Here is a 22101-nt window from a genome sequence, read left to right as displayed (position 1 = left end):
ATGCGGTCCCGCAAAAATAAATTTCGGCCGCATCCTTTGCCCGTTCCGGTTCGTCCTTGCCGGCGAAGCGCGCCGCAACCTCGCGGCGCGGCAACGGAGAACGACCATGCAGACCCCTCAGCAGCGCGCCGAACAGCGCTGGGTGCTCGGCCTCACCGCGCTGGCATCCTTCATGATGGCGCTGGACGCCATGATCATGACCACCGCCTTCGCCACCATCCGCGCCGATTTCGGAAGCCGGGTGGAGACGCTGCAATGGACCGTCAACGCCTTCAACCTGACCTTCGCGGTGCTGCTCCTGACCGGCGCGGCGCTCGGCGACCGGTTCGGGCGGCGCAGGATGTTCGCGGCCGGTATCGGCCTGTTCGTCGTGGCATCCGCAGCCTGCGCGCTGGCCGGCAACGCCACGGCACTGATCGCCGCCCGTGCCCTGCAGGGCGCAGGCGCGGCGCTGGTGATGCCGCTGGCGATGGCGATCCTGAGCGGCGCCTTCGGCCGCGAGGAGCGCGCCCGCGCGCTCGGCATTTTCAGCGGCATCACCGGTTGCGCGCTGATCATCGGTCCCGCGATCGGCGGTTTCATCACCGAACATCTCGGCTGGCGCTGGATCTTCTGGATCAACCTGCCGATCGGCCTCGTCGCGATCGCCCTCGTGATCACGCGCCTGCGCGAAAGTTTTGGGCCGGCAGCGCCGCTCGACATCGCCGGGCTGACACTGGTGGCGCTCGCGGCGCTCGCATTAGTCTGGGGCCTGCTGCGCGGCAACAGTGTCGGCTGGGCCAGCGCGGAAGTCTCGGGCGCGCTGATCGCCGGCGTCGCGCTGGCGGCGCTGTTCGTGCTGTGGGAGCTGCGCGCCACAAGCCCGATGGTGCCGATGCGGCTGTTCGCGGCCAGGCCTTTTGCATCAGGCATGGCTGCGAGCGTGCTGTTCTATGCCGCGATGTATGGCGTGCTGTTCCTGCTGCCGCAGTTCCTGCAGATCGCGCTCGGCTTCGACGCCTTCGGTGCCGGGCTGCGTTTGCTGCCGTGGACGGCGACGCTGTTCGTCACCGCGCCGATCGCCGGCGCCGCGGTCAACCGGTTCGGCGAGCGCACGCTGGTCGTCGCCGGCCTCCTGATGCAGGCGATCGGGCTCGGATGGATCAGCGAGATCGTGAGTCCCACGGTACCCTATTCGGCGCTGGTCGCGCCGCTGGTGCTTGCCGGCGTCGGCGTGTCGATGGCGATGCCGGCCGCGCTGAACGCGGTGCTGGGCGCGGTCGCCGTCAGCGAGATGGGCAAGGCGTCGGGTGTCTTCAACATGGGCCGCTTCCTCGGCGGCATGTTCGGCATCGCGGCGCTGGTGGCGAGCTTCACCGCCAATGGCGCAGCCGATTCATCCGGACATTTCGCCAACGGATTCGCATCGGCGATGAGCCTTGCCGCAACGCTGTCATTCGCCGGCGCGGTCGCGGGACTGTTCCTGCCGATGCGGCGGCGGGCGGTCGCCGCGGCCGCGCCGCAGGATGCGTGAGGCTTGCGGCGATTGGGTTTTGCTATCGGGTGATCGGGCATTTCGTGTTGGAATGAGGCGGCGAATGAATACATAATCAAACGACGAAGCCGTTCGAACCCGAGAGCGACATCAGATGACGCAAGCGCCGGCCAAACCTCATCGCGTGGTGATCGTCGGCGCCGGCTTCGGCGGCTTGGAAGCCGCCTTCGGCCTCGCGGGCGCGCCGGTCGAGATCACCCTGATCGACCGCCGCAACCACCATCTGTTCCAGCCGCTGCTTTATCAGGTCGCGACCGCTTCGCTTGCCACCAGCGAGATCGCCTGGCCGATCCGCTATCTGCTGCGCGACCGGCCCGAGGTGACGACGCTGTTCGCCAATGTCTGCGGCGTCGACGCCGCGGCGAAGCAGGTGCAGCTCGACGACGGCGGCAGCATTCCCTACGACACGCTGGTCCTCGCCACCGGCGCGCGCCACGCCTATTTCGGCCATGACGAATGGGAGCCGTTCGCGCCCGGCCTGAAGACACTGGAGGACGCCACCACGCTGCGGCGGCGCATCCTGGTCGCCTTCGAGCGCGCCGAGCGCGAGACCGATCCGGACAAGCGCGCGGCGCTGCTGACCTTCGTCATCATCGGCGCCGGGCCGACCGGCGTCGAGATGGCCGGCACCATCGCGGACCTCGCCAAGGACACGCTGCCGCAAGACTTCCGTCACATCGATACGCGCAAGGCGCGCGTGGTGCTGATCGAGGCCGGCCCGCGCGTGCTGGCAGGATTTCCCGACGATCTCTCGGCCTATGCGCAGGCGTCGCTGGAAAAACTCGGCGTCGAGGTGATGCTGGGCGAGCCGGTCACCGAATGCTCGGCCGACGGCGTGGTGTTCGGCGGCAAGCGGCTGGAGGCGCGCACCATCGTCTGGGCTGCCGGCGTGCGCGCCTCGCGCGCCGCCGAATGGCTGAACGCGCCGGCCGATCGCGCCCATCGGCTGCAGGTCGAGCCCGATCTCACCGTGCCGGGCCATCCCGATGTCTTCGCCGTCGGCGACACCGTCACGATCAAGGATCCCGACGGCAATCCGGTGCCGGGCATCGCGCCGGCCGCCAAGCAGGAGGGGCGCTACGTCGCCGCGCTGATCAAGGCCCGGCTCGACGGCAAGACGCTGCCGCCGTTCCGCTACAAGCATGCCGGCAGCCTCGCCCAGATCGGCAAGAAGAAGGCGGTGATCGATTTCGGCTGGCTCAAGCTGCGCGGCTCGCTGGCATGGTGGATCTGGGGCCTCGCCCACATCTACTTCCTGATCGGCGTGCGCCATCGGATTGCGGTGGCGATGAACTGGCTCTGGATCCACACCCGCGACCAGCGCGCCGCACGGCTGATCACGCAAGGCAGCAGCAAGGTGGCGCAGTAGCGCTCTCGCGGAGCTGGGCGCGCTCACGCTATGGCCGTCCGTGGGAACACCGTCATTGCGAGGAGCGATAGCGACGAAGCAATCCATCTCTCAGCAAGCGGTGAGATGGATTGCTTCGCTCCGCTCGCAATGACGTGGCTCGAGATTTTGCGAGTTCCTCACCCCATCACCTGATGCGGCGAGCGGCCGAACGCGGCCTTGAAGGCGCGGCTGAAATGCGAGACGTCGCTGAAGCCGAAGCTCAGCGCGACATCGGTGACATGGCTGAAGCGCCGCTCGGCCAGCGCCTGGTAGGCGCCGGCGAGGCGCTGCTGCCACAGCCAGCGGATCGGCGTCGAGCCTTCGCGCGCGAACAGGCGATTGAGCGTGCGCGGCGCCATGTTCTGCGCGGTGGCGATCGCATCGAGATCGAGCCCGGGATCGTCGAGATTGGCCAGGATGTAGGCCTTGACCCGCACCAGTCGTTCGTCGCCGCGCTGCGGCCCTTCGTCCGTCAGCTCGGTCTGCAGCGTGGTCGCGAAAATATCGAGTGCCGCCGCGCTAAGCCGTATCGCCGCAGGTCCGGCCGCGTCATCGAGCTGCGTCAGCCGGCGGATCAGCGATCCCGCCAGCGCTCCCACTTTCGACGCGTTGCCGACCCGCCGCGCCGTCAGGCGCTGCGCATCCGGCAGGCCTGCGAGCAGCAGCGGCCGCGGGATCGACACCATGATCGCGCGCGCGCTCGGGGCGAATTCCAGCGTGAACGGCTGCGCCTGGTCATGGAGCATCAGATCGCCCCAGCGCATGCGGACGTCGCGGCCGCCTTGCGCAAAGCTGACCTCGCCGCGCAGCGTGAGCCACAGCATGAAATAGTCGCGCGGATCCCTGCGGACGTCGCTCGCGCTGCGCATCACCCGGATGCGGTCGGCGGCCGGCGTCGAAGACCAGATGTCGTTGATGGCAAGCGGGCCGAGATGGCGGATCGAGATCGATGCCTGGAACGCCTCGTCGGCGACGCGGCGGCATTCGGTCAGCGAGAATTCGCGGCAGGTGACGTGATGCCAGCGGTCGAAACTGTCGCCCGGCGCAACAAGCGTTTGCGCGACGACTGTGTGATCTGGGGTCTGCATCGGACCTTGCTCCCGCCCAACCCGGCAGCGGGATATTCTGCGTCCAGCCCCCCATTCTGGCAAGCAGAGACCAGCGGCTGGCCGGCGCAGCCAAGAACGATCGCGGGAACCGGCGTAGACATTGTCTCTCACCAGGAGGAGACACCACATGGGCTACCAATGCGAAATCATCGATCCCGCCCGCACCGTCATGATCGTCGTCGACATGCAGAACGATTTCGTGGCCGAGGGCGCCAAGCTGCGTTCGGCCCAGGCCGCTGCCATGGTGCCGCGGTTGGCGCAGACCCTGAAGGCCTGCCGCGACAAGGGCATCCGCGTCGTCTACACCGCGCATGTGCATCGCCGTGACGGCAGCGACATGGGGCTCTATGACGATCTCTATTCGCCGATCGCCGACCGGTCGTCGCTGGTCGACGGCACCGAGGGCGTCGAGATCTTCAACGACCTCGCGCCCGCCCCCGGCGAGCACGTCATCAAGAAGCACCGCTACAGCGCGTTCTTCGCCACCGATCTCGATCTCATCCTGCGCGAATGGGGCATCACCACGGTGATCATCTCGGGGACCACGACCGAGAACTGCTGCCACGCCACCGCGCGCGACGCCATGTTCCACAATTACAAGGTCGTCTTCCTGTCGGACGCGACGGGCACCTTCGATTATCCGGATGTCGGCCAGGGCGCGCTGTCCGCCGAGGAGGTACACCGCGCCACGCTGACGATCCTCGCGTTCTCCACCGCGCATGTGATGACGGCGGCCGAGATGCTGGCGCGGGTCAAGGTGGCTGACGGAGCAGCGAAGGCAGCGTAGCGAGTTCACGAACAGCGCACCGCACATTCGGTCCGCCTCTCCCCTTGTGGGAGAGGCCGGAACGCATGAAGCGAAGCGAAATGCGATCCGGGTGAGGGGTCGCGGTCTCTCCGCGCAGCACGCCGCATGGAGAGATACCCCTCACCCCAACCCTCTCCCACAAGGGGAGAGGGGGCGCAGCGGTGTTCGCGGCGCGGCTCACTTCACCAGTGAGCAGCCGCCGTCGGCCAGCGGGCGGAACGCCTGGTCGGCCGGGATGGTCGCGATCAGCTTGTAATAGTCGTAGGGGTACTTCGACTCGTCCGGCTTCTTCACCTCGAACAGATACATCGGGTGGATGACGCGGCCGTCCTGGCGGATCGTGGTTTCGCCGAACAGTCTGTCCTTGCCCTTGAAGGTCTTCATCTGCGGCACCACCGCCTTGGCGTCGTCGCTGCCGGTGGCGGCAACCGCGTTGAGGTAGGCGAGCGTCGAGGCGTAGACGCCGGCCTGGTTGCCGCTCGGCATCTTGCCGTTCATGCCGGGACGCGCGGCGAAGCGCTTTGCGAACGCGCGGGTGTCGTCGTTCATGTCCCAGTAGAAAGCTTCCAGCAGCTGCAGGCCCTGCGCCACCTTCAGGCCCATGCCGTGGATGTCGTTCACGAACAGCAGGAACGCCACCATGGTCTGGCCGCCCTGCTGGATGCCGAACTCGGCCGCCTGCTTCACCGCGTTGATGGTGTCGCCGCCGGCATTGGCGAGCCCGATCACTTTTGCTTTCGAGCTCTGCGCCTGGAGCAGGAAGGACGCGAAGTCCGACGTGCCGAGCGGATGTTTGCTCGAGCCCAAAACCTTGCCGCCGTGCTTCTCGATGTAGTTCGTCGCTTCAGCTTCAATGCCTTTGCCGAGTGCATAATCGACGGTCACGAAATACCAATCCTTGCCGCCGCGCTGCATCATCGCGGCCGCGGTGGTGTTGCCGGTGGCCCAGGCGTCGTTGACCCATTGAATGGTGTTCGGCGAGCAGGCCTTGCCGGTGAGATCGGAGCTCGCGGTCGACGACGCCAGGAACGTCATCCGGCTATCGCGCAGGATGGTGTTGATGGCGAGCCCGACCGCCGAGTTCGGCACGTCGACGATGGCATCGACGCCTTCGACATCGAGCCATTTGCGCGCGATCGCCGAGCCCACGTCGGCCTTGTTCTGGTGATCGGCATAGACGATCTCGACCTTGATGCCCTTGCCGCCGCCGCCGAAATCCTCCGCGGCCATGCGCGCGGCTTCCACCGAACCCATGCCGTTGGTGTCCTGGAAGATGCCGGAAATGTCGTTGAGCACGCCGACGCGCACCACGTCGCCGGAAATCTCCGCGCGTGCGCTGCCCGCGGCGCAGGCCAATGCCAGCGCAAGTCCAATCCTCAATCGCCCAACCCCGAAGCCCCTCATCGTCTCCCTCCCATGTTTCCTCAATCGACCTTTTGCTGGTCTTGAGCGTCTCGTCAGGCCGGCGTGATCTCGACCGGCAGGCTGCTGAGCCCGCGCAGCGTGTTGTTGAAAAGGCGCTTCGGCTCGCCGGTGATGTCGATCCTGGCGACACGACGCGCCAGCGCCGCCATCATCACCTCGCCTTCGAGACGGGCGACCAGCTGGCCGACGCACATATGGATGCCCGACCCATAGCCGACATGGCCCGACGTGCGGCGGGTGATGTCGTAGCTGTCGGGCTCCTCCCAGCGGCGCGGATCACGATTGGCCGCGGCCAGGAACATCAGCACCTTCTCGCCTTCGCCGATGCTGGCCCCACTGAGCTCGACGTCACGGGTCGTGGTACGGAAGAAAGTCTGGACCGGACTTTCGAACCGCACGGCCTCCTCGAAGGCGTTGCGCGCCAGCGTCGGATCGTTGCGCAGCTTCTGGAACTGGTCGGGGAAGCGGGCGAGGCAGTAGACGGCGGCGCCGATGCCGTTGACGGTGGTGTCGAGACCGGCTGACAGCAGCGAGCGCACCAGCAGCGGCGCTTCGGTCGCGGTAATGGCGCCGGTATCGACATGGGCGTGGATACAGGCGCCGATGCCGCCTGGGGTGAGATTGTCGCGCTGGCATTGCTCGGCAACATAGGCCTGATGCGGTGCCGAGCGCTCGATCGCCTCCTTGCGGAGCTCGTTCGGCGGACCGAAGGCATTGAACACCAGACTGGCATAGGGCAGCAGATGCTCGCGGCCCTCCGGCCTCAGGCCGAGCGCATCCGGGAAGATCGACAACGGATAGGCTTCCGCAAGGTCCGCGATCGCGTCGAACCTGCGCTTCTCCAGCAGCGCATCGAGACGGACCTCCGCGGCGGCGGCAAATTGCCCGCGAAGCTGCTTCATCACGGTCGCCGACAACACCGTGCTCAGCACGGCGCGGGTCCGGGTATGGGCAGGCGGGTCGGCCTCCAGGATCAGGCTCGGCGGCCGCCACGGCTTCTCCTTGGAAAAGTCGCTGAGGCCGACGCCGCGGCTGGAGCAGAAGGTCGCGGGATCGTTCAGCACCGCATGGACCTCGGCGTAGCGCGCCACGCCATAAACACTCCACTTGTCGAGATAGACCACCGGCCCGGCCTCGCGCAGCCGCTCATGGGTCGGGAATGGATCGGCGAAGAACTCGAGCGCGAACGGATCGACGTCGAGATGCGGGACGGACGCAGCTTCTGTTGCAGTCATCGGGACCTCCCGAGGTTTGATCTTGTCAACACGGGCCGCATATCTATTGCTCCCGAACGGTTTCGCAGCGATGATTTGAGAGATGAGCAGCCAGCCCCTCCCCCGAAAGCCCCGCCGGCCGAGACCGGCCGATCCCGCAGACGCCAGCGATGGCCCGCTGCTGGACCTCGATCGCTATGTGCCGGCGTTCATCACCTTCATCGGCAACAAGCTGTCGAACAGCGCCACCGCGTTTTACCAGAAGAATTTCGGCGTCAACGTCACCGAGTGGCGGATCATCTCGCAACTGGCGATCGAGCCGGGCATTCCCGCCTCCCGGATCTGCCAGGTGATCGGCTTCGACAAGGGGCCGGTCAGCCGCAACCTCGCCGCATTGCAGAAGCGCGGCCTGCTGACCATCCGTACCGCGCCGGACGACGGCCGCACCCATTCGATCACGCTGACCGCACGCGGCCGCGCCATCCACGACAAGGTCATCGTCGCGGCGCTGGAGCGCGAGCGGCGGCTGCTGGCGTGCCTGAAAAAGGACGAGCGCGAGGTGCTGATCGAGCTGCTGCGCCGGCTGCACGAGAATCTCGGCGCCGTCACCGGGCAAAGCACGACCTGACGGCACGGCCGGGCCACGGGCGGCGCCCGGCACCCCCGCGGTCTTCGCCCGATCTTCCATGCGTGCCGCTCGCGCCGTGCTGCGCAACATTTTCCTCCCAAACGCGTGGCCGTTGACCGGCCCTGTTCCTATGGGGCGGAAACTCGCACAGCTTAGTTGCTAGGGCAACTAAAAACAGATGATGCACTGCGTCGTCGAGTCGCAATGTGGCGCGGCCATCAAGTCACGTGAGCACGCCGCCCAGGCTCCCTCCCCCCTTGCGGGGGAGGGTTGGGGAGAGGGGTGGCCCCGGGTGAGATGATCGAGGGGAACGTCGCTTCGCAACGTCGGGGCTTTCGTGGTCAAAGTACGAATATTGAGAGCACGCCGTGCGGTACCCCTCTCCCTAACCCTCCCCCGCAAGGGGGGAGGGAACCCATCCGCTGGTGCCTTCCTCACGTGATCCTGTTGGATCGTAATCTCACCCCGCGCAGGCGATCGGCTCGGACGCCGCGTCGTCCTCCAATACCGCCACCGCTGCGGCGCGGCGCGTCAGCACGGCGCGCTGGTTGATGTAGCCCTTGTCGGTGATCTCCCCGCCGTCGACCGAGGCGGGCTCGGCCAGCAGCAGCGCACGGGTGGCATGGCCGGAGGAATGGCCGCCCTGCGCCTTGAGCCGCGCCAGCCCCTGCCCGATCGCGGAACGGACCGCCGGATGGCCGATCACCTCCTGGGCGTCGGCGCTCTCGGGCAGGCCTGCCAGCGAACGGCAGGCGGCGAGGTTCGGAAACACCAGGAAGCGCACCTCGTCGCGGCCATGGCCGGTGACGACGATGTCCTGCGCGAGCGGCGCCAGCGACGCGATGCCGGCGACGCGCAAGGTGCCGACGCTGACCCAGGTGCCGGAATTGAGCTTGAAGTCCTCCGCCACGCGGCCGTCGAAGAACAGGCCGAGATCGGGCCGCGCGGGATCCGCGAAGGTGACGGCGTCGCCGATCTTGTAAAAACCCTCGTCATCGAAGGCCTCAGCGGTGAGCCCAGGCGCCTTCCAGTAGCCCGGCGTGACGTTGGGCCCGCGCACCCGCACCTCCAGCTTGTCGCCCGACGGCACGAGCTTGAGCTCGGTGCCGGGGATCGGCACGCCGATATTGCCGGAGCGTTTGGCCAAGAAGTGGCAATCGGTCGCGAGCGGCGAGGTCTCGGTCGAACCCCAGGCCGACACCATCGGCAGCCGGCGGCCGACGGTCCGCAGCGACAGGTCCTCCAGCGCGTCCCACAGATTCTGCGGCAGCGCCGCGCCGGCATAAAAGGCGAATTTGGTGCCCTCGAAGAATTTTCTGCGTAGTTCGTCGTCGGTGCGCAGCGCCCCGATCAGCATGTCGAAGCCGCGCGGCACGTTAAAATAGACCGTCGGCACCACGCTGTGCAAATTGGCCAGCGAGGTCGCAAACAGGCCGGGCGCCGGCTTGCCGCCGTCGATATAGAGCGTGCCGCCGTTGCGCAGCACCAGGTTGAAATTGTGGTTGGCGCCGAAGGTGTGGCTCCAGGGCAGCCAGTCCAGGATCACAAGCTCCTCGCTACCGCCCTCGAGGAACGACCAAGTCTGCGCCTTGGCCTGCTGGCTCGAGGTCAGCATGCGCTGGGTGTTGATCACGGCCTTCGGCGTCCCTGTCGAGCCCGAGGTGAACAGGAATTTTGCGATCGTGTCCGCCGTCACCGCAGCGAACGCGTTGGCAACCTCGGGCGCTTCCGCCGTGGCAGCGACGGTACGGAACGGCAAAGCATCGGCATCGTCGGGATTGCCGCTGACGATGGTTGCGCGATGCAGCGGCTTGATTGCGCCAAGCGCCGCCGCGAACGGCCTTGTGCTCGTGACGTAGATCGCGCCGGGGTCGAGCAGGCTGATCATGCTTTTCAGCTTGTCGAAATCCCGCGACATCAGCGAATAGGCCGGCGAGATCGCAGCCGAGGGCACGCCAACATGCTGCGCGGCGAGCGCGAACAACGCGTGATCGATACCGTTGTCGGAGAGGATGACGAGCGGACGTTCCGTGCTCAGCCCCTGCGCGAGAACCCAAGATGCGGCCCGCCGGACGATGCCGAGCGCGTCGCGATAGCTTACTGTGGTCCAGGGCGCCTCGGCGTTGGCGCGCTCGCCGAGAAAGACGCGATCCGGGGCCTGCCGTGCCCAATGCTCCAGCCAGTCGCCGACGCAGCGGGCGCCCTGCTTCAGCGGCGAGGTGGAGCGGACCAGGATGCTGCCGTCGTTGCGGCGATCCGCAACGATCGCGGGCGTCGCGAACAGGCTGCTCGGATTGTCTCCGCTGGCGGCGGCCATCGTCATGGTTTCCTCCTCGCCCGTGTCTTTGCGGGATCGCGCCGCAACATGGTGCGGCGCCGCGGTCCCGGCCGGGCTCTTTGATCATAATGTTGCGGACATCAATTGTTGTCGTCAACAACAATCTTTCCATCCCGCCTTGGGCGCGCTAGCCTTGCGGTCATGGCAGGCCAGCAAAAGACATCGCGCAAGCCGGCAGGAACGGCAGCAGCAATCCGCCCCCGGGTGCACACGGCGAATGGACAGGCGCCCAACGGCGACGACATCGGCCTCGACGCGCTGGTCGGTCACGCCGGCTATGCGGTGCGGCGCTTCCAACTCTGGATCTTTCAGGACTTCATCAAGACGCTGGCGACGGTCGATATCCGCCCAACCCAGTATTCGGTGATGACCGTGATCGGGGCCAATCCGGGCCTCAGCCAGATGGCGGTGGCAAAGCGGCTCGGGATCGAGCGCGCGCGGCTGGTGCATCTGCTCGACAGCCTGGAAGACCGCGCCTTCGTCAGCCGCGCCCCCTCCGCGACCGACCGTCGCTCCCATGCGCTGCATTTGACCGCGCGCGGCAAGACCGCGCTGGCCCAGTTCAAGCGGCTCGCCGCCGAGCATGAGCGGCATGTCGCCGAGAAGATCGGCAAGGAAAACCGCGAGCAGCTGCTGCAGATCCTCGCCTGCTTCACCTGACCTCGCACGAGATTTCGGCTTGATCAGAACTGCCCATAAGTTGGGCAGCTACTCTTTCATGCGAGCCCGCGTTCGTTCCCGACAGGTATTTCAAGCAACTGATATTGTGCAATAATCCGTCTCACGACGGGCGCGGGCGAATTGTACACAATGGCATATTGCTTGCTTCGCTCAGGCTGCAATTCCCTTGCGGATGGCGTCCGACGCCTCCCGCTCACGAGATGAGGCCAAGCACGTGACTGAAACTGTCGCCGCGATCGTCGCCGCGCACCGCGCCGGGACCATGACGCCGGCCCAAACCGTGGCGCGCAGCTACCAGCGCATCCGCGAGCACAATGATCCCGCCATCTTCATCAGCCTGCGTGACGAGAAGGATGCGCTTGCCGAGGCCGGGCGGCTCGCCGACCCGACGCTGCCGCTCTATGGCGTGCCGGTCGCGGTGAAGGACAATATCGACGTCGCGGGACTGCCGACCACCGCCGCCTGCCCGGCGTTCTCGTATCTGCCGGCGCAGGATTCCACGGCGGTGGCAAAACTGCGCGCGGCCGGCGCCATCATCATCGGCAAGACCAATCTCGACCAGTTCGCCACCGGCCTAGTCGGCGTGCGCTCGCCCTACGGCATTCCCAAGAATCCGGTGCGCGGCGATCTGGTGCCGGGCGGATCGAGCTCGGGCTCCGCGGTCGCGGTCTCAGCGGGACTGGTGCCGCTTGCACTCGGCACCGACACCGCAGGCAGCGGCCGCGTGCCGGCAATGCTCAACAACATCGTCGGGCTCAAGCCGAGCCTTGGGCTGATCTCGACCACCGGCGTCGTGCCGGCCTGCCGCACGCTCGACTGCGTCTCGATCTTCTCACTCACCGTCGACGACGCGCTGGCTGCGCTCGCCGTGATGTCCGGGGCCGATCAGTCCGATCCGTACTCGCGCGACCGGCCGCTGGCTCCGCTCGCGGCGTTTCCGGCGAAGCTGAAGCTCGGCATTCCCCAAGGCGGTCAGCTGAAATTCTTCGGCGATCATGAGGCCGAGAAGGCCTATGGCGAGGCGTGCAAGCGCTGGCAGGCGCTCGGCGCCGATCTCGTCGAGTTCGACCTCGCGCCGTTCTATGAGACCGCACGGCTGCTCTATGAGGGCCCGTGGGTTGCGGAGCGCTATCTCGTGATCCGCGACCTGCTCGCGTCGTCACCCGAGGCTGTCCATCCGGTGACGCGCGAGATTACCGTCGGCGGATCGCATCCGACCGCCGCCGATACTTTTTCTGCGCTGTACCGCCTCGAGGCGCTTCGCCGCGTCGCCGAGCGCAGCCTCGCACACCTTGATGCGATCGTGCTGCCGACCGCCCCGACCGTCTATTCCACAGCTGATGTGCTCGCCAATCCGATCGAGCTCAACTCGCGGCTCGGCACCTACACCAATTTCGTCAATCTGCTCGATATGTGCGGCCTGGCGCTGCCGGCCGCGATGCGGCCCGACGGCGCGCCGTTCGGCATCACGCTGCTCGCCCCTGCCGGCCGTGACGCGGAGCTTGCCAGTATTGGCCGCGTCTTCCATGCCGACACCGGACTTACCCTCGGCGCCAATTCACTTCCGCAGCCGCCGCTCTCCGCCGCGCCGACGCAGGCCGGCTCCGGTGAGATCACCATCGCCGTGGTCGGCGCGCATCTCTCCGGCATGGCGCTGAACCACGAGCTGACGACGCTCGATGCGCGCCCACTGGAAGAGACGGTCACCGCGCCGGACTACAGGCTGTATGCACTCGACACCACGCCGCCCAAGCCCGGCATGCTGCGCATCGAGGCCGGTGCGGGCGCATCGATCAAGCTCGAGCTGTGGGCGATGTCACCGGCAGCGTTCGGAAAGTTCGTCGCCGCGATCCCGCCGCCGCTGTCGATCGGCACGATCAGGCTCGCCGACGGACGGCAGGCCAAGGGCTTCATCGTCGAGCCTGCCGCGATCCATGGCGCGACCGATATTTCATCCTATGGCGGCTGGCGGGCGTTCATGGCGGAGAAGACGAAGGCCTAGCCGCTCCGGCGGTGCGCTCCGTCGCCGCGCTCTCGCAGGGAGAGGTAAGAAGAACCTACACCGACACCGCGTAGGTCTCGTATTCCCCGCGCACCTGCTCGATATGGGCGCGCATCGCCGCGGCGGCGCCTGTCTTGTCGCCGCGCATGATGGCGACGACGACGCGGTCGTGCTCGGCGTGGGATTTTGCCAGACGCCCGAGGTTGCGGAACTGGGCGCGGCGGAACGGCTGCACGCGCACCCGCGTCGCCAGCGTGATCTCGGCAATATAGGCGTTCTGCGACCCGGCATAGATCGCGTTGTGGAAGCGCTCATTGACCTCGTGGAAGCGCTCGGGATTGCCGGTATAGCTCAGCACCCGCAATTCCTCGTGGATCGCTTCCAGCGCGTGGCGCTCCGCCGGCGTCATCCGCTCGGCGGCAAGGCCGGCGCAGATCGCCTCCAGCTCGGCCATCGCCTCGAACATGCCGGTGAGCCGTTCAAGCGAGGGCCGCGCCACCACGGCGCCACGATGCGCGCGGGCATCGATCAGGCCGCTCGCGGCAAGCTGCCGCAGCGCTTCGCGCACCGGGGTGCGCGAGACGTTGAATCGCCGCGCAAGGTCGGTCTCGTCGAGCCCGGCCCCCGGCGGCAGCGTGCCGCGCACGATCTCGTCGGCAAGCTGCAGCCGCAGCTCTTCGGCACGAGTGACCTTGTCGACCAGCGACGACGGCCGATCGATGCGGCGCACCGTCATCTCGGATTCTGCGCCCTGCGGCAGATCGTCCAGGCTCATCCTCGATCGCCCTTCAAGCACCTTTGGGTTCGTCGATGACGCTGACATGGGCCGCGACGATTCTCCAGCCCTCGGGGAAACGAATCCAAGTCTGCATCTGCCGCCCCACCCTACCCCGTGCGCTGTCCCGGTAGAACAGCGTCGAGGCGATCGCGGTGTCGCGGCCATAGGTCGTGATCACGGTTCGCTCGATCTTGCGCATCAGCCCGACCGGTGAGCGTCCGGCGCGAAACGCCATGATCTCGGCATAGCCATAGAGGTTCTCGCCAATGCCGTAACGCAGCGTACGGCGGTCGTCGCGGAACAACTCGTCGAGCACGGCAACATCGTTCGAGACCAGCGCTTTCTCATATCGCTGGAACTGCGCGGTGACCTCGGCGACCACATCGGGAAGATCGATATCCATATCAGAGTCCTCTCGGCGCCGGCGCGGCCACAACGCCCATCTGTTCCAGCGCGTAGGCGACCCGCAGTGCGACGTCCTCGCGCCAGGGCGCCGCGATGATCTGCACGCCGATCGGCATCGGTTCAAGCGGTACCGGCACGGCGACCACCGGCAGGCCGATGAAGGAGATCGGCTGGGTGTGGATGCCGATATTGGCGCGCACCGGAAGCTCGACGCCGTCGAGCGTGAAACTGGCCTGGCCGATCTTCGGCGCGGTGCACGGCGTCGCCGGCGCCAGGATCACGTCGACCGACTGGAACAGCTCCAGCACCCTGGCGCGATACCAGCGGCGGAATTTCTGCGCCTTGTCGACATAGACCGCCGGAATCATCGCGCCGGCAATGAGACGGTCGCGCACCGCCGGATCGAAATCGTTGGGCCGCTTGCGCAGGTGATCGAGATGCAGCGCGGCACCCTCGGTCGTGGTGATGATGTAGGCCGCGGCACGGGCGCGCGCCGCTTCGGGAAGCTCCACGGTCCGCGTGGCACCGAGCGCCTTCGCGACGCGCGCGACCGCCTCCGGAAACAGATTCTGCTGGAAATAGCCGCCGGCGATCGCAACCCGCAGCCCACCGATATCATTGGCAAGCAAGGGTACGGTCGGCTCGACCGACTGCACGATGCAGGCCGGATCATCGGCATCAGGCCCCTGCATGGCGTCATAGGCGAGCGCGAGATCCTTCACGCTGCGCGCCAGCGGGCCGAGATGATCGAGGCTGGCGACGAACGGATAGGACCGCGCGCGCGACAGCCGGCCATAGGTCGGCTTCAGGCCGAACGTGCCGCAGAACGACGACGGCACGCGGATCGAGCCGTTGGTATCGGAGCCGAGCGCGATCGGCACCAGCGCGCCGCCGACGGCGCTGCCGGAGCCGCCGGAGGAGCCGCCGGTCATCCGCGCCGGATCATGCGGATTGCGCGACGGGCCGTCATGCACGTTCTCGCCGGTGAAGTCGTAGGCGTATTCGCCCATGTTGAGCGCGCCGACCAGCACCGCACCGGCCGCTTCCATCCGTTCGATCAGCGTCGCGTCGCGCGGCGACGGCGGCAGGTCGCGGTTGATCTTCGAGCCGGCGCGGGTCGGAAGACCCTGCACGTCGAACAGGTTCTTGACCGCGAAGGGCACGCCGGCGAGCGGGCCGACCGGCTGACCGGCCGCGATCGCGGCGTCGACCGCGCTGGCCCTGGCACGCGCGCGATCGGCGGTGACGTCGGTGAAGGCATTGAGGACCTTGTCATGCGCCGCGATCCGCGCGAGCGCAGCCTCGGTCGCGGCGAGGGCCGTGATCTTGCGGCTTGATACGGCCTGCGCGATCTCGGCGGCCGACATGGAAGCGGGAATTTCGGACATCGCGATCTCAGGTCGAATAGACGGCGGCCGACACGACGTCGTCCGGCAGCGGGAAGTCATCGACCAGCCGCGCCAGCCGCAGCGAGACGTCGAGATTGGCGCGCACCGCCGGACGCCAGGCGTCCTCCAGCGGCAACGCCATCGCGCGGGCGACGGCGTTCATGTAATCGTCCAGATGATCGGTCATTTCGCTCCCAATGAGTTTCTCAAGCGACCGGCAGCGGCGGATGCGGGATCGCCGTCAGCAGCTCCCTTGTATAGGCATCCTGCGGATTGCCCAAGACGTGTTCGGATGTGCCCTGCTCCACGATGCGACCGGCGCGCATCACGATGACGCGATCACACAGCAGGCGCACGACATTGAGGTCGTGCGACACGAACAAATAGCTCATGCCCATCGACTGCTTGAGGTCGTGCAGCAAATTGAGCACCACCGCCTGCACCGAGACGTCAAGTGCCGCGGTCGGCTCGTCGAGGATCACGAGCTTCGGGTGCAGCGCGATGGCGCGCGCGATGCCGACGCGGGCCTTCTGGCCGCCGGAGAGCTGGTGCGGGAAGCGATCCAACAGATTGACCGGCAGGCCGACCAGCCGCGCAAGCTCCTCGCAGCGGTCGCGGAGCGCATCACGCCCCTTGATGTCGCCGAGCTGCATGATCGGGTCCGCGATCGCGCGCGCCGCGGTGAAGCGCGGGTTGAGGCTGTCGGTCGGATCCTGAAACACCATCTGGATCTGGCTGCGCCGCGGCAGCCGCGCGAACGACTGCGGCGCGATGCCGCCGATGTCCTCGCCATCGAACATGATGCGGCCGGAAGTCTGGTCCAGCAGCCGCATCACCATCATCGACGTCGTCGACTTGCCGCAGCCGGATTCGCCGACCAGCCCGACGCTCTCGCCATGGTCGATCGAGAAACTGATGCCGTCGACCGCGCGGAAGGTCTCCTCCTCGACCGGCGGCTTGCGCCCGAACAGCTTTGCCAGCACCCCGCCCGCGCCCTGGCGCGGATATTCCTTGACGAGCTTTTCGACTGACAGGAGGGGTTGCTTCTGCTCCCTCTCCCCGCCCTTCGCGGGGTCGAGACGAGCGTAGCTCGCTCTTAGAGGGTCGGGGTGAGGGGCTGTATCCGCGCGTGCAGTATGCGGAGAGTCCCCCTCACCCGCCACGCCCTGGCGCGCAAGTGCGCTGCCGAGCGCGTCGGCCTCTCCCCGCGCGCGGGGCGAGGCGGAAGAGTCTTCCTCCGGCAACAGATCCCGCAACGACACCCCGATCCGCGGCGTCGCGCGCATCAGCTTCCTGGTGTAGGCGTGCCGGGGCGCGGCGAAGATGTCGGCGGACTTCGCGGTCTCGACCACGCGGCCCTTCTCCATCACCACGACGCGGTCGCAATAGGCGGCGGCGAGGCCGAGATCATGCGTGATCAGGATCGTCGACATCGATCGACGCCGGGTCAGCTCGACGATCAGGTCCATCACCGCCTTCTGGGTGGTGACGTCGAGCCCGGTGGTCGGCTCATCGGCGATCAGAAGCTGCGGATTGCAGGCCAGCGCCAGCGCGATGACAACGCGCTGGCACATGCCGCCGGACAACTCGAACGGATAGGCGTGGTAGCGCTCGCGTGCGCGCGCGATCTTGACCTGCTCCAGCGCCTCGATCGCCTTCTCGCCGCGATCAGTGACCTGCGCCTGCTGCACATGCTGGCGCAACACGTCCTCGATCTGGTGCCCGACCTTGCGGATCGGATTGAGCGCCGCGCGTGGGTTCTGGAAGATCATCGAGACTTCGCGGCCGCGCAGATCGCGCATCTGGCTCTCCGAAGCCGCCTTGACGTCGATGCCGGAGAACATCACTGAGCCCTCGGCGATCCGGCCGGCGCGGTCGAGGATGCGCATCACGGCATAGGAGGTCACCGACTTGCCGGAGCCGGACTCGCCGACGATGCCGACGGTCTCACCCTTGCCGACCGATATGTTGACGTGCTGCACCGCCTTGACGATGCCGCGGCGGGTGGTGAACTCGACCGTGAGGTCGCTGACGTCGAGCAGCGGCTGGGCGGTCATGCGCACCTCCCCTCATGGGATGCGTCATCCAAAAATCCGCAAAACAACCCCATGCAAAGGAGGAAAGCGGTGGCATGACACCGGGCCGGGACAGGCATCACGTCCTCCGCTGACGCGGTTTGTTCCCTCGCCCCGCTCTTGCGGGGTCGAGACGAGCGAAGCTCGCTCTTAGAGGGCTAGGGTGAGGGGCCTCTAGTAGCGAACTCAACTGGCTGAGGAGTGCGCGGAGAGCCCCCCTCACCCGGATCGCATTCCATGCGATCCGGCCTCTCCCCGCAGGCGGGGCGAGGCGAAGGAAGAGGTGGCACAGGCTGGAGATCATCATCATGTCCTCCGCTGCGGGTCGACGATGTCGCGCAGGCCGTCGCCAAGCAGGTTGAAGCAGAACACCGCGATCATCAGCGCAAGGCCCGGGAACAGCGCGATCCACCATTCGCCCGACACCATGAAGCCCGCGCCCTCGGCGACCATGATGCCCCACTCGGCGGTCGGTGGCCGGACGCCGAGCCCGATAAAGGAAAGGCCCGCGGCGTTGAGGATCGCATAGCCCATGGTCAGCGACATCTGCACGATCATGATCGGCATGATGTTCGGCAGGATGTGCCCGAGCAGGATGCGGTATTCGCCGTTGCCCGAGAGCCGCGCCGCCTGCACGAAGCCGGCGTTGCGGCGGACGTTTGCTTCTGCGCGTGCGACGCGGGCGTAGAGCGGGAAGTTCACGATCGCGGTCGCGATGATGATGTTCTGCACGGTGTTGCCGAGCGCCGCGACGATGCCCATCGCCAGCACGAACAGCGGAAACGCCATGATGGTGTCGGCGATGCGGCCGACGATGCGGTCAGTCCAGCCGCCGAAATAGCCGGCGGCGATGCCGGCCAGCCCGCCCATCAGGAACACCAGCACGACGGAGGCAACCGCGATGAAGGTGTCGAGCCGCGTGGCCACGATGACGCGGCTGAAGATGTCGCGGCCGAGCTGATCGGTGCCGAACCAGTGCGCGGCGGATGGCGGCTTCAATGCTGCCGCGGTGTCGGAGGCGAGCGGATCGTACGGCACGACATACGGCCCGAACAGCGCGGCAAACAGGATCAGGACCAGCAGCGCGAAGGCAAAGCCGGTGACCTTGTTTTCGCTCAGAACGTAGCGGGTCTGCTCAAAAGCAGCGGCAAGCCCCGACGTGCGGGCGGGGCCTGCGGGCTCGACGGTTGGAGCTACGGTACTCATGCTTTAGCCCTCCAGCCTGACGCGGGGATCGATCACGCCGTAGAGGATGTCGATCATCAGATTGAGCAGCACGTACATGACCGCCATGGTCAGCACGAAGCCCTGCACCGGCGCGAAGTCGGACGCGATCAGCGCCTCGACCGCGTAGGAGCCGATGCCGGGCCAGGCGAACACCTTTTCCACCAGCACGTTGGCGCCCAACAGGAAGGAGAATACCATGCTGAGCGTGGTGATGACCGGCAGCATCGCGTTGCGGAAGGCGTAGGTCACGATCACCTTGCCGGGCGACAGGCCGCTGGCGCGCGCGGTGCGGACGAAGTCGGACGCCAGCACCGCCAGCATCGAGGCGCGCGTCATCCGCGCGATCGGCGCCAGCGAGAAGATCGCGAGCGTCACTGCCGGCAGGATCAATTGGCTGAGCGCGGAACGAAACGCCTCGAAGTCCCGCGCGATCAGCGTGTCGACGAGATAGAAGCCGGTGACCGTCGGCGGCGCGCTAGCGAACACGTCGAGCCGGCCGAGCGGCGCGGGCGACCAGCCGAGCCGGAAATAGAACACATAGACCAGCACGAGCCCGATAAAGAACACCGGCAGCGATACGCCGGCCGTGGTGGTGACGCGGCAGAGATGGTCGATCCAGGAGCCCGGCCGCGTCGCCGCCAGCACGCCGAGCGGGATCGCGATCACGATGGAGACGACAAGGCCGAGCAGGGTGAGCTCGGCCGACGCCGGCAGGCGGTTGCGCAGCTCGGCTGCCACCGGCTGGCCCGTGGTGAGCGACGTGCCGAGATCGCCATGGGCGAGATCGCTGGTGTAGCGGACGAACTGCTCGATCAGCGGCTTGTCGAAGCCGAGCTTCTTCCGGATCTGGTCGACTGCCTCCTTGGTGGCCGCCGGACCGGCAAAATACGCCGCGGGATCGCCCGGCAGCGCACGCGTCAAAAGGAATGTCACGATCACGACCCCGATCAGCGAGGGGATCGCGAACAGCAGCCGCTTGCCGATCAGGGTCAGCATGGCGTGCTCCTAAGCACATCGCGAAGAGCCACAACGGGACTGGAGGGGCTCCCTCCCCCACAAGGCAGGACAATCGCATATGGGACGCACGAGCTTATCGGCTGGCTTACTTCGCCTCTCCCGCTTGCGGGGGAGGCCGACGCGATCGAAGAGCGCGGCGGGTGGGGGCTCTCTCCACTCAGGGATTCCCAATGTGGAAGCACCCCCACCCCGCCCTCCCCCGCAAGCGGGAGAGGGAGCCTGAGAAGCGTGCTCACCTCACTAACGAGGTCGACACACGCGAGTGCGTCGCGCGCGCTCATCATGACCTCACCCCTTCGCCATCGCGCGATAGTCCAACCGGCGGTGGAACCAGTATTCGTAGCCGGTCACGTTCTTCTGCATCGCGACGTTGACGAAGGGCTGATAGAGCGGGATGCGCGGGATGTCGGCGAAGGCGAGATCGACGAAACCCTTCACGTCGGCGTCGTAGGCCGCGGTGTCGCCATTCGCGGCGGCGACGCGCGCACCGTCGATGAGCTTGTCCATCTCGGGCGACTTGTAGCTCATCGTGTTGAAGATCGAATTGTTGCCGTGGTAGCACCAGTAGAAGAAGTACTCGGGGTAATCGAGCCAGCCCGAGAACACGTTGGTGAACAGCGGCATTTCCTTCTTGGTGAGCTCGGTGCGCCAGTTGGCGCCGGGCACCTTGTTGATCGTGGTCTTGATGCCGAGCTGCGCGAGGCTCTCCTGCACCAGCACGCAGAGCGGCTCGTTGACGCCTGCGAAATTCAGGTCGAACGAGATCGTGGTCTCGAAACCGTTGGCGTAGCCGGCCTCCGCGAGCAGCGCCTTGGCCTTCTCCATGTCGGTGTAATACTTGGTCGGCTGCGGCCAGGCGACCTCGGTCGGCTTGTCCTTTGCCGCGCCGAACATCGGGTTGGCGAGACCGAACAGCACCGCATCCATGATCTTCTGGTACGGCATCGCGTAGGCCATCGCCTGCCGCACCTTGGGATTGTCGAACGGCGGCTTGGTCACGTTCATGCCGATATACTGGATGCCGTTGGAGAACGGCAGCGAGACCACGTTGAGCTTGCCGTTCGCCTTCATCTCCTGGAAATCCTTGAACGGCAGCTCGTAGGAGATGTCGGCGTCGCCGCGCTCGAGCAGCGCCCGGCGGTTGCCGGCCTGCGGCACCATGCGCCAGATCACGCGCTTGATCTTCGGCAGCGGACCGCAGACCCAATCGTCGTTGCGCTCCATGACGACTTCGGTGCCGGCGGTCCACTTGGTCACCTTGTAGGCGCCGGAGCCCGCGGTCTGCTGCTTGGTGAATTCGAGGCCCCACGGATCCTTTTCGCTGGCGTTCTTCTTCACCAGTTCGGAATTGACGACGCAGGGCACGATCACCGCGAGGTCGGGGATCGTCAGCTTGTCCTTCTTCAGGAAGTCGACGCGCACCGTGGTGTCGTCGACGATCACGAACTGCTCGGGCTTGGTCAGCGAGCCCGCGCTCATCTGGAAGGTCGGGAAGCCGCCGACAGAGACGGCGCGATCAAGCGACCATTTGACGTCCTTCGCCGTGACAGGCGCGCCGTCGTGGAATTTGGCGTTCTTGCGCAGCTTGAAGGTGACCGACATGTCGCCGATGTTGATGTCCTCGGCGAGCTCGGGCTTGAACTTGTCGCGGTCGTAATAGGGCACGCCGCCCGGACCGCTCTTCATCTCGTGGCTGATGAGGCGGTCGTAGCAATTCCACGACACCTCGTAGCCCGGCACGTTGGTGCCGACGCCGTGGATATCGAGATTGTTGGGACCGCCTTCGGAGACGATCAGCAGCGTCTCGGAGCGCGCGTCGGCTTTGGCCGGTGACCAGATCGCGGGCGCGGTCGGCGCCAGGGCGCCCGCGGCCAGCCCGGACACCGATTTGAGGAAATCGCGACGCTTCATGTGATGCTCCAACGCCCTTGAGAACGGCCTTGGAACTCGGATCGCAAGGATTGTGCCAACGCTTAACGAAGTCTTATGTCCTGCTAATGCCTTGCCGGATCGAGAGAAAACGCCGACGGGTATCCCGGTCGGGCAAAACCCTCCATCGCCAATTGCATACAAAGACGGGCG

The 22101-nt window shown here is 66.5% G+C and carries 18 protein-coding genes; 6 read left to right on the top strand and 12 right to left on the bottom strand.

Features of this window, described 5'->3' with window-relative positions; all coding sequences use genetic code 11:
• Window positions 1–106 precede the first annotated feature (106 nt).
• A complete protein-coding gene (locus tag IF803_RS25080) occupies window positions 107–1513 on the top strand; it encodes a DHA2 family efflux MFS transporter permease subunit (protein ID WP_461193832.1) in 1407 nt (468 codons plus the stop codon).
• 115 nt (window positions 1514–1628) lie between these two features.
• On the top strand, window positions 1629–2903 hold the full coding sequence (locus tag IF803_RS25075) for an NAD(P)/FAD-dependent oxidoreductase (protein ID WP_461193831.1): 1275 nt from the start codon (window positions 1629–1631) through the stop codon (window positions 2901–2903).
• A gap of 158 nt (window positions 2904–3061) precedes the next feature.
• On the opposite strand, the gene IF803_RS25070 is transcribed toward IF803_RS25075, so the two are convergent.
• Window positions 3062–4012, bottom strand: a complete 951-nt coding sequence (locus tag IF803_RS25070; RefSeq protein ID WP_461193830.1) for a helix-turn-helix domain-containing protein — start codon at window positions 4010–4012, stop codon at window positions 3062–3064.
• 148 nt (window positions 4013–4160) lie between these two features.
• On the opposite strand from IF803_RS25070, the gene IF803_RS25065 reads away from it, so the two are divergent.
• The gene (locus IF803_RS25065) at window positions 4161–4820 is read left to right on the top strand and encodes an isochorismatase family protein (RefSeq protein ID WP_304498419.1); all 660 of its coding nucleotides are present in this window, start codon (window positions 4161–4163) and stop codon (window positions 4818–4820) included.
• Window positions 4821–5018: 198 nt separating this feature from the next.
• Here IF803_RS25065 and IF803_RS25060 read toward each other — a convergent pair whose 3' ends face one another.
• Complete coding sequence (locus IF803_RS25060) at window positions 5019–6245, bottom strand: ABC transporter substrate-binding protein (RefSeq protein ID WP_035631477.1); 1227 nt, start codon at window positions 6243–6245, stop codon at window positions 5019–5021.
• A 53-nt stretch (window positions 6246–6298) separates the two neighbouring features.
• Window positions 6299–7501, bottom strand: a complete 1203-nt coding sequence (locus tag IF803_RS25055; protein WP_461193829.1) for a cytochrome P450 — start codon at window positions 7499–7501, stop codon at window positions 6299–6301.
• Window positions 7502–7583: 82 nt separating this feature from the next.
• Between IF803_RS25055 and IF803_RS25050 the strand changes: the two genes are divergently transcribed.
• Window positions 7584–8108, top strand: coding sequence for a MarR family winged helix-turn-helix transcriptional regulator (locus tag IF803_RS25050; protein WP_028340491.1), 525 nt, complete (start codon window positions 7584–7586; stop codon window positions 8106–8108).
• A 460-nt stretch (window positions 8109–8568) separates the two neighbouring features.
• Here IF803_RS25050 and IF803_RS25045 read toward each other — a convergent pair whose 3' ends face one another.
• Window positions 8569–10425, bottom strand: coding sequence for a feruloyl-CoA synthase (locus tag IF803_RS25045; RefSeq protein WP_461193856.1), 1857 nt, complete (start codon window positions 10423–10425; stop codon window positions 8569–8571).
• 162 nt (window positions 10426–10587) lie between these two features.
• Here IF803_RS25045 and IF803_RS25040 point away from each other — a divergent pair, with 162 nt between their 5' ends.
• Window positions 10588–11106 carry a MarR family winged helix-turn-helix transcriptional regulator gene (locus IF803_RS25040; protein WP_461193828.1) on the top strand — a complete coding sequence of 173 codons (519 nt, stop codon included), beginning with the start codon at window positions 10588–10590 and terminating at the stop codon, window positions 11104–11106.
• Window positions 11107–11299: 193 nt separating this feature from the next.
• Entirely contained in the window at window positions 11300–13129 is a 1830-nt protein-coding gene (gene atzF / locus IF803_RS25035) for an allophanate hydrolase (RefSeq protein WP_461193827.1), read from the top strand.
• Window positions 13130–13184: 55 nt separating this feature from the next.
• Here the strand turns inward: atzF and IF803_RS25030 are convergent, their stop codons facing one another.
• The 8 genes from IF803_RS25030 to IF803_RS24995 all read right to left on the bottom strand — a co-directional run bounded on the left by IF803_RS25030 (window position 13185) and on the right by IF803_RS24995 (window position 21930).
• Window positions 13185–13904, bottom strand: coding sequence for a GntR family transcriptional regulator (locus IF803_RS25030; RefSeq protein WP_038384905.1), 720 nt, complete (start codon window positions 13902–13904; stop codon window positions 13185–13187).
• A 13-nt stretch (window positions 13905–13917) separates the two neighbouring features.
• Entirely contained in the window at window positions 13918–14310 is a 393-nt protein-coding gene (gene hpxZ, locus IF803_RS25025; RefSeq protein WP_461193826.1) for an oxalurate catabolism protein HpxZ, read from the bottom strand.
• A 1-nt stretch (window position 14311) separates the two neighbouring features.
• Entirely contained in the window at window positions 14312–15679 is a 1368-nt protein-coding gene (locus tag IF803_RS25020) for an AtzE family amidohydrolase (protein WP_461193854.1), read from the bottom strand.
• 28 nt (window positions 15680–15707) lie between these two features.
• Window positions 15708–15887 (bottom strand): DUF4089 domain-containing protein, encoded by a 180-nt coding sequence (locus tag IF803_RS25015; protein WP_018269566.1) that lies wholly within the window; start codon window positions 15885–15887, stop codon window positions 15708–15710.
• A 19-nt stretch (window positions 15888–15906) separates the two neighbouring features.
• Entirely contained in the window at window positions 15907–17757 is a 1851-nt protein-coding gene (locus tag IF803_RS25010; protein ID WP_461193825.1) for a dipeptide ABC transporter ATP-binding protein, read from the bottom strand.
• Window positions 17758–18081: 324 nt separating this feature from the next.
• Window positions 18082–18981 (bottom strand): ABC transporter permease, encoded by a 900-nt coding sequence (locus IF803_RS25005; RefSeq protein ID WP_253588692.1) that lies wholly within the window; start codon window positions 18979–18981, stop codon window positions 18082–18084.
• Window positions 18982–18984: 3 nt separating this feature from the next.
• The gene (locus IF803_RS25000) at window positions 18985–19998 is read right to left on the bottom strand and encodes an ABC transporter permease (RefSeq protein WP_461193822.1); all 1014 of its coding nucleotides are present in this window, start codon (window positions 19996–19998) and stop codon (window positions 18985–18987) included.
• Window positions 19999–20307: 309 nt separating this feature from the next.
• Window positions 20308–21930 (bottom strand): ABC transporter substrate-binding protein, encoded by a 1623-nt coding sequence (locus IF803_RS24995; RefSeq protein ID WP_461193821.1) that lies wholly within the window; start codon window positions 21928–21930, stop codon window positions 20308–20310.
• Window positions 21931–22101: the final 171 nt, after the last annotated feature.

The sequence above is a fragment of the Bradyrhizobium sp. UFLA06-06 genome, assembly GCF_054820065.1.
This window is presented reverse-complemented; position numbering and strand designations above follow the sequence as displayed.

Excerpts from the sequence above, each read along its gene's own strand:
- IF803_RS25080 (WP_461193832.1), top strand. The coding sequence starts at position 107 with ATGCAGACCCCTCAGCAGCGCGCCGAACAGCGCTGGGTGCTCGGCCTC.
- IF803_RS25075 (WP_461193831.1), top strand. The coding sequence starts at position 1,629 with ATGACGCAAGCGCCGGCCAAACCTCATCGCGTGGTGATCGTCGGCGCC.
- IF803_RS25070 (WP_461193830.1), bottom strand. The coding sequence starts at position 4,012 with ATGCAGACCCCAGATCACACAGTCGTCGCGCAAACGCTTGTTGCGCCG.
- IF803_RS25065 (WP_304498419.1), top strand. The coding sequence starts at position 4,161 with ATGGGCTACCAATGCGAAATCATCGATCCCGCCCGCACCGTCATGATC.
- IF803_RS25060 (WP_035631477.1), bottom strand. The coding sequence starts at position 6,245 with ATGAGGGGCTTCGGGGTTGGGCGATTGAGGATTGGACTTGCGCTGGCA.
- IF803_RS25055 (WP_461193829.1), bottom strand. The coding sequence starts at position 7,501 with ATGACTGCAACAGAAGCTGCGTCCGTCCCGCATCTCGACGTCGATCCG.
- IF803_RS25050 (WP_028340491.1), top strand. The coding sequence starts at position 7,584 with ATGAGCAGCCAGCCCCTCCCCCGAAAGCCCCGCCGGCCGAGACCGGCC.
- IF803_RS25045 (WP_461193856.1), bottom strand. The coding sequence starts at position 10,425 with ATGGCCGCCGCCAGCGGAGACAATCCGAGCAGCCTGTTCGCGACGCCC.
- IF803_RS25040 (WP_461193828.1), top strand. The coding sequence starts at position 10,588 with ATGGCAGGCCAGCAAAAGACATCGCGCAAGCCGGCAGGAACGGCAGCA.
- atzF (WP_461193827.1), top strand. The coding sequence starts at position 11,300 with ATGGCGTCCGACGCCTCCCGCTCACGAGATGAGGCCAAGCACGTGACT.
- IF803_RS25030 (WP_038384905.1), bottom strand. The coding sequence starts at position 13,904 with ATGAGCCTGGACGATCTGCCGCAGGGCGCAGAATCCGAGATGACGGTG.
- hpxZ (WP_461193826.1), bottom strand. The coding sequence starts at position 14,310 with ATGGATATCGATCTTCCCGATGTGGTCGCCGAGGTCACCGCGCAGTTC.
- IF803_RS25020 (WP_461193854.1), bottom strand. The coding sequence starts at position 15,679 with ATGTCGGCCGCCGAGATCGCGCAGGCCGTATCAAGCCGCAAGATCACG.
- IF803_RS25015 (WP_018269566.1), bottom strand. The coding sequence starts at position 15,887 with ATGACCGATCATCTGGACGATTACATGAACGCCGTCGCCCGCGCGATG.
- IF803_RS25010 (WP_461193825.1), bottom strand. The coding sequence starts at position 17,757 with ATGACCGCCCAGCCGCTGCTCGACGTCAGCGACCTCACGGTCGAGTTC.
- IF803_RS25005 (WP_253588692.1), bottom strand. The coding sequence starts at position 18,981 with ATGAGTACCGTAGCTCCAACCGTCGAGCCCGCAGGCCCCGCCCGCACG.
- IF803_RS25000 (WP_461193822.1), bottom strand. The coding sequence starts at position 19,998 with ATGCTGACCCTGATCGGCAAGCGGCTGCTGTTCGCGATCCCCTCGCTG.
- IF803_RS24995 (WP_461193821.1), bottom strand. The coding sequence starts at position 21,930 with ATGAAGCGTCGCGATTTCCTCAAATCGGTGTCCGGGCTGGCCGCGGGC.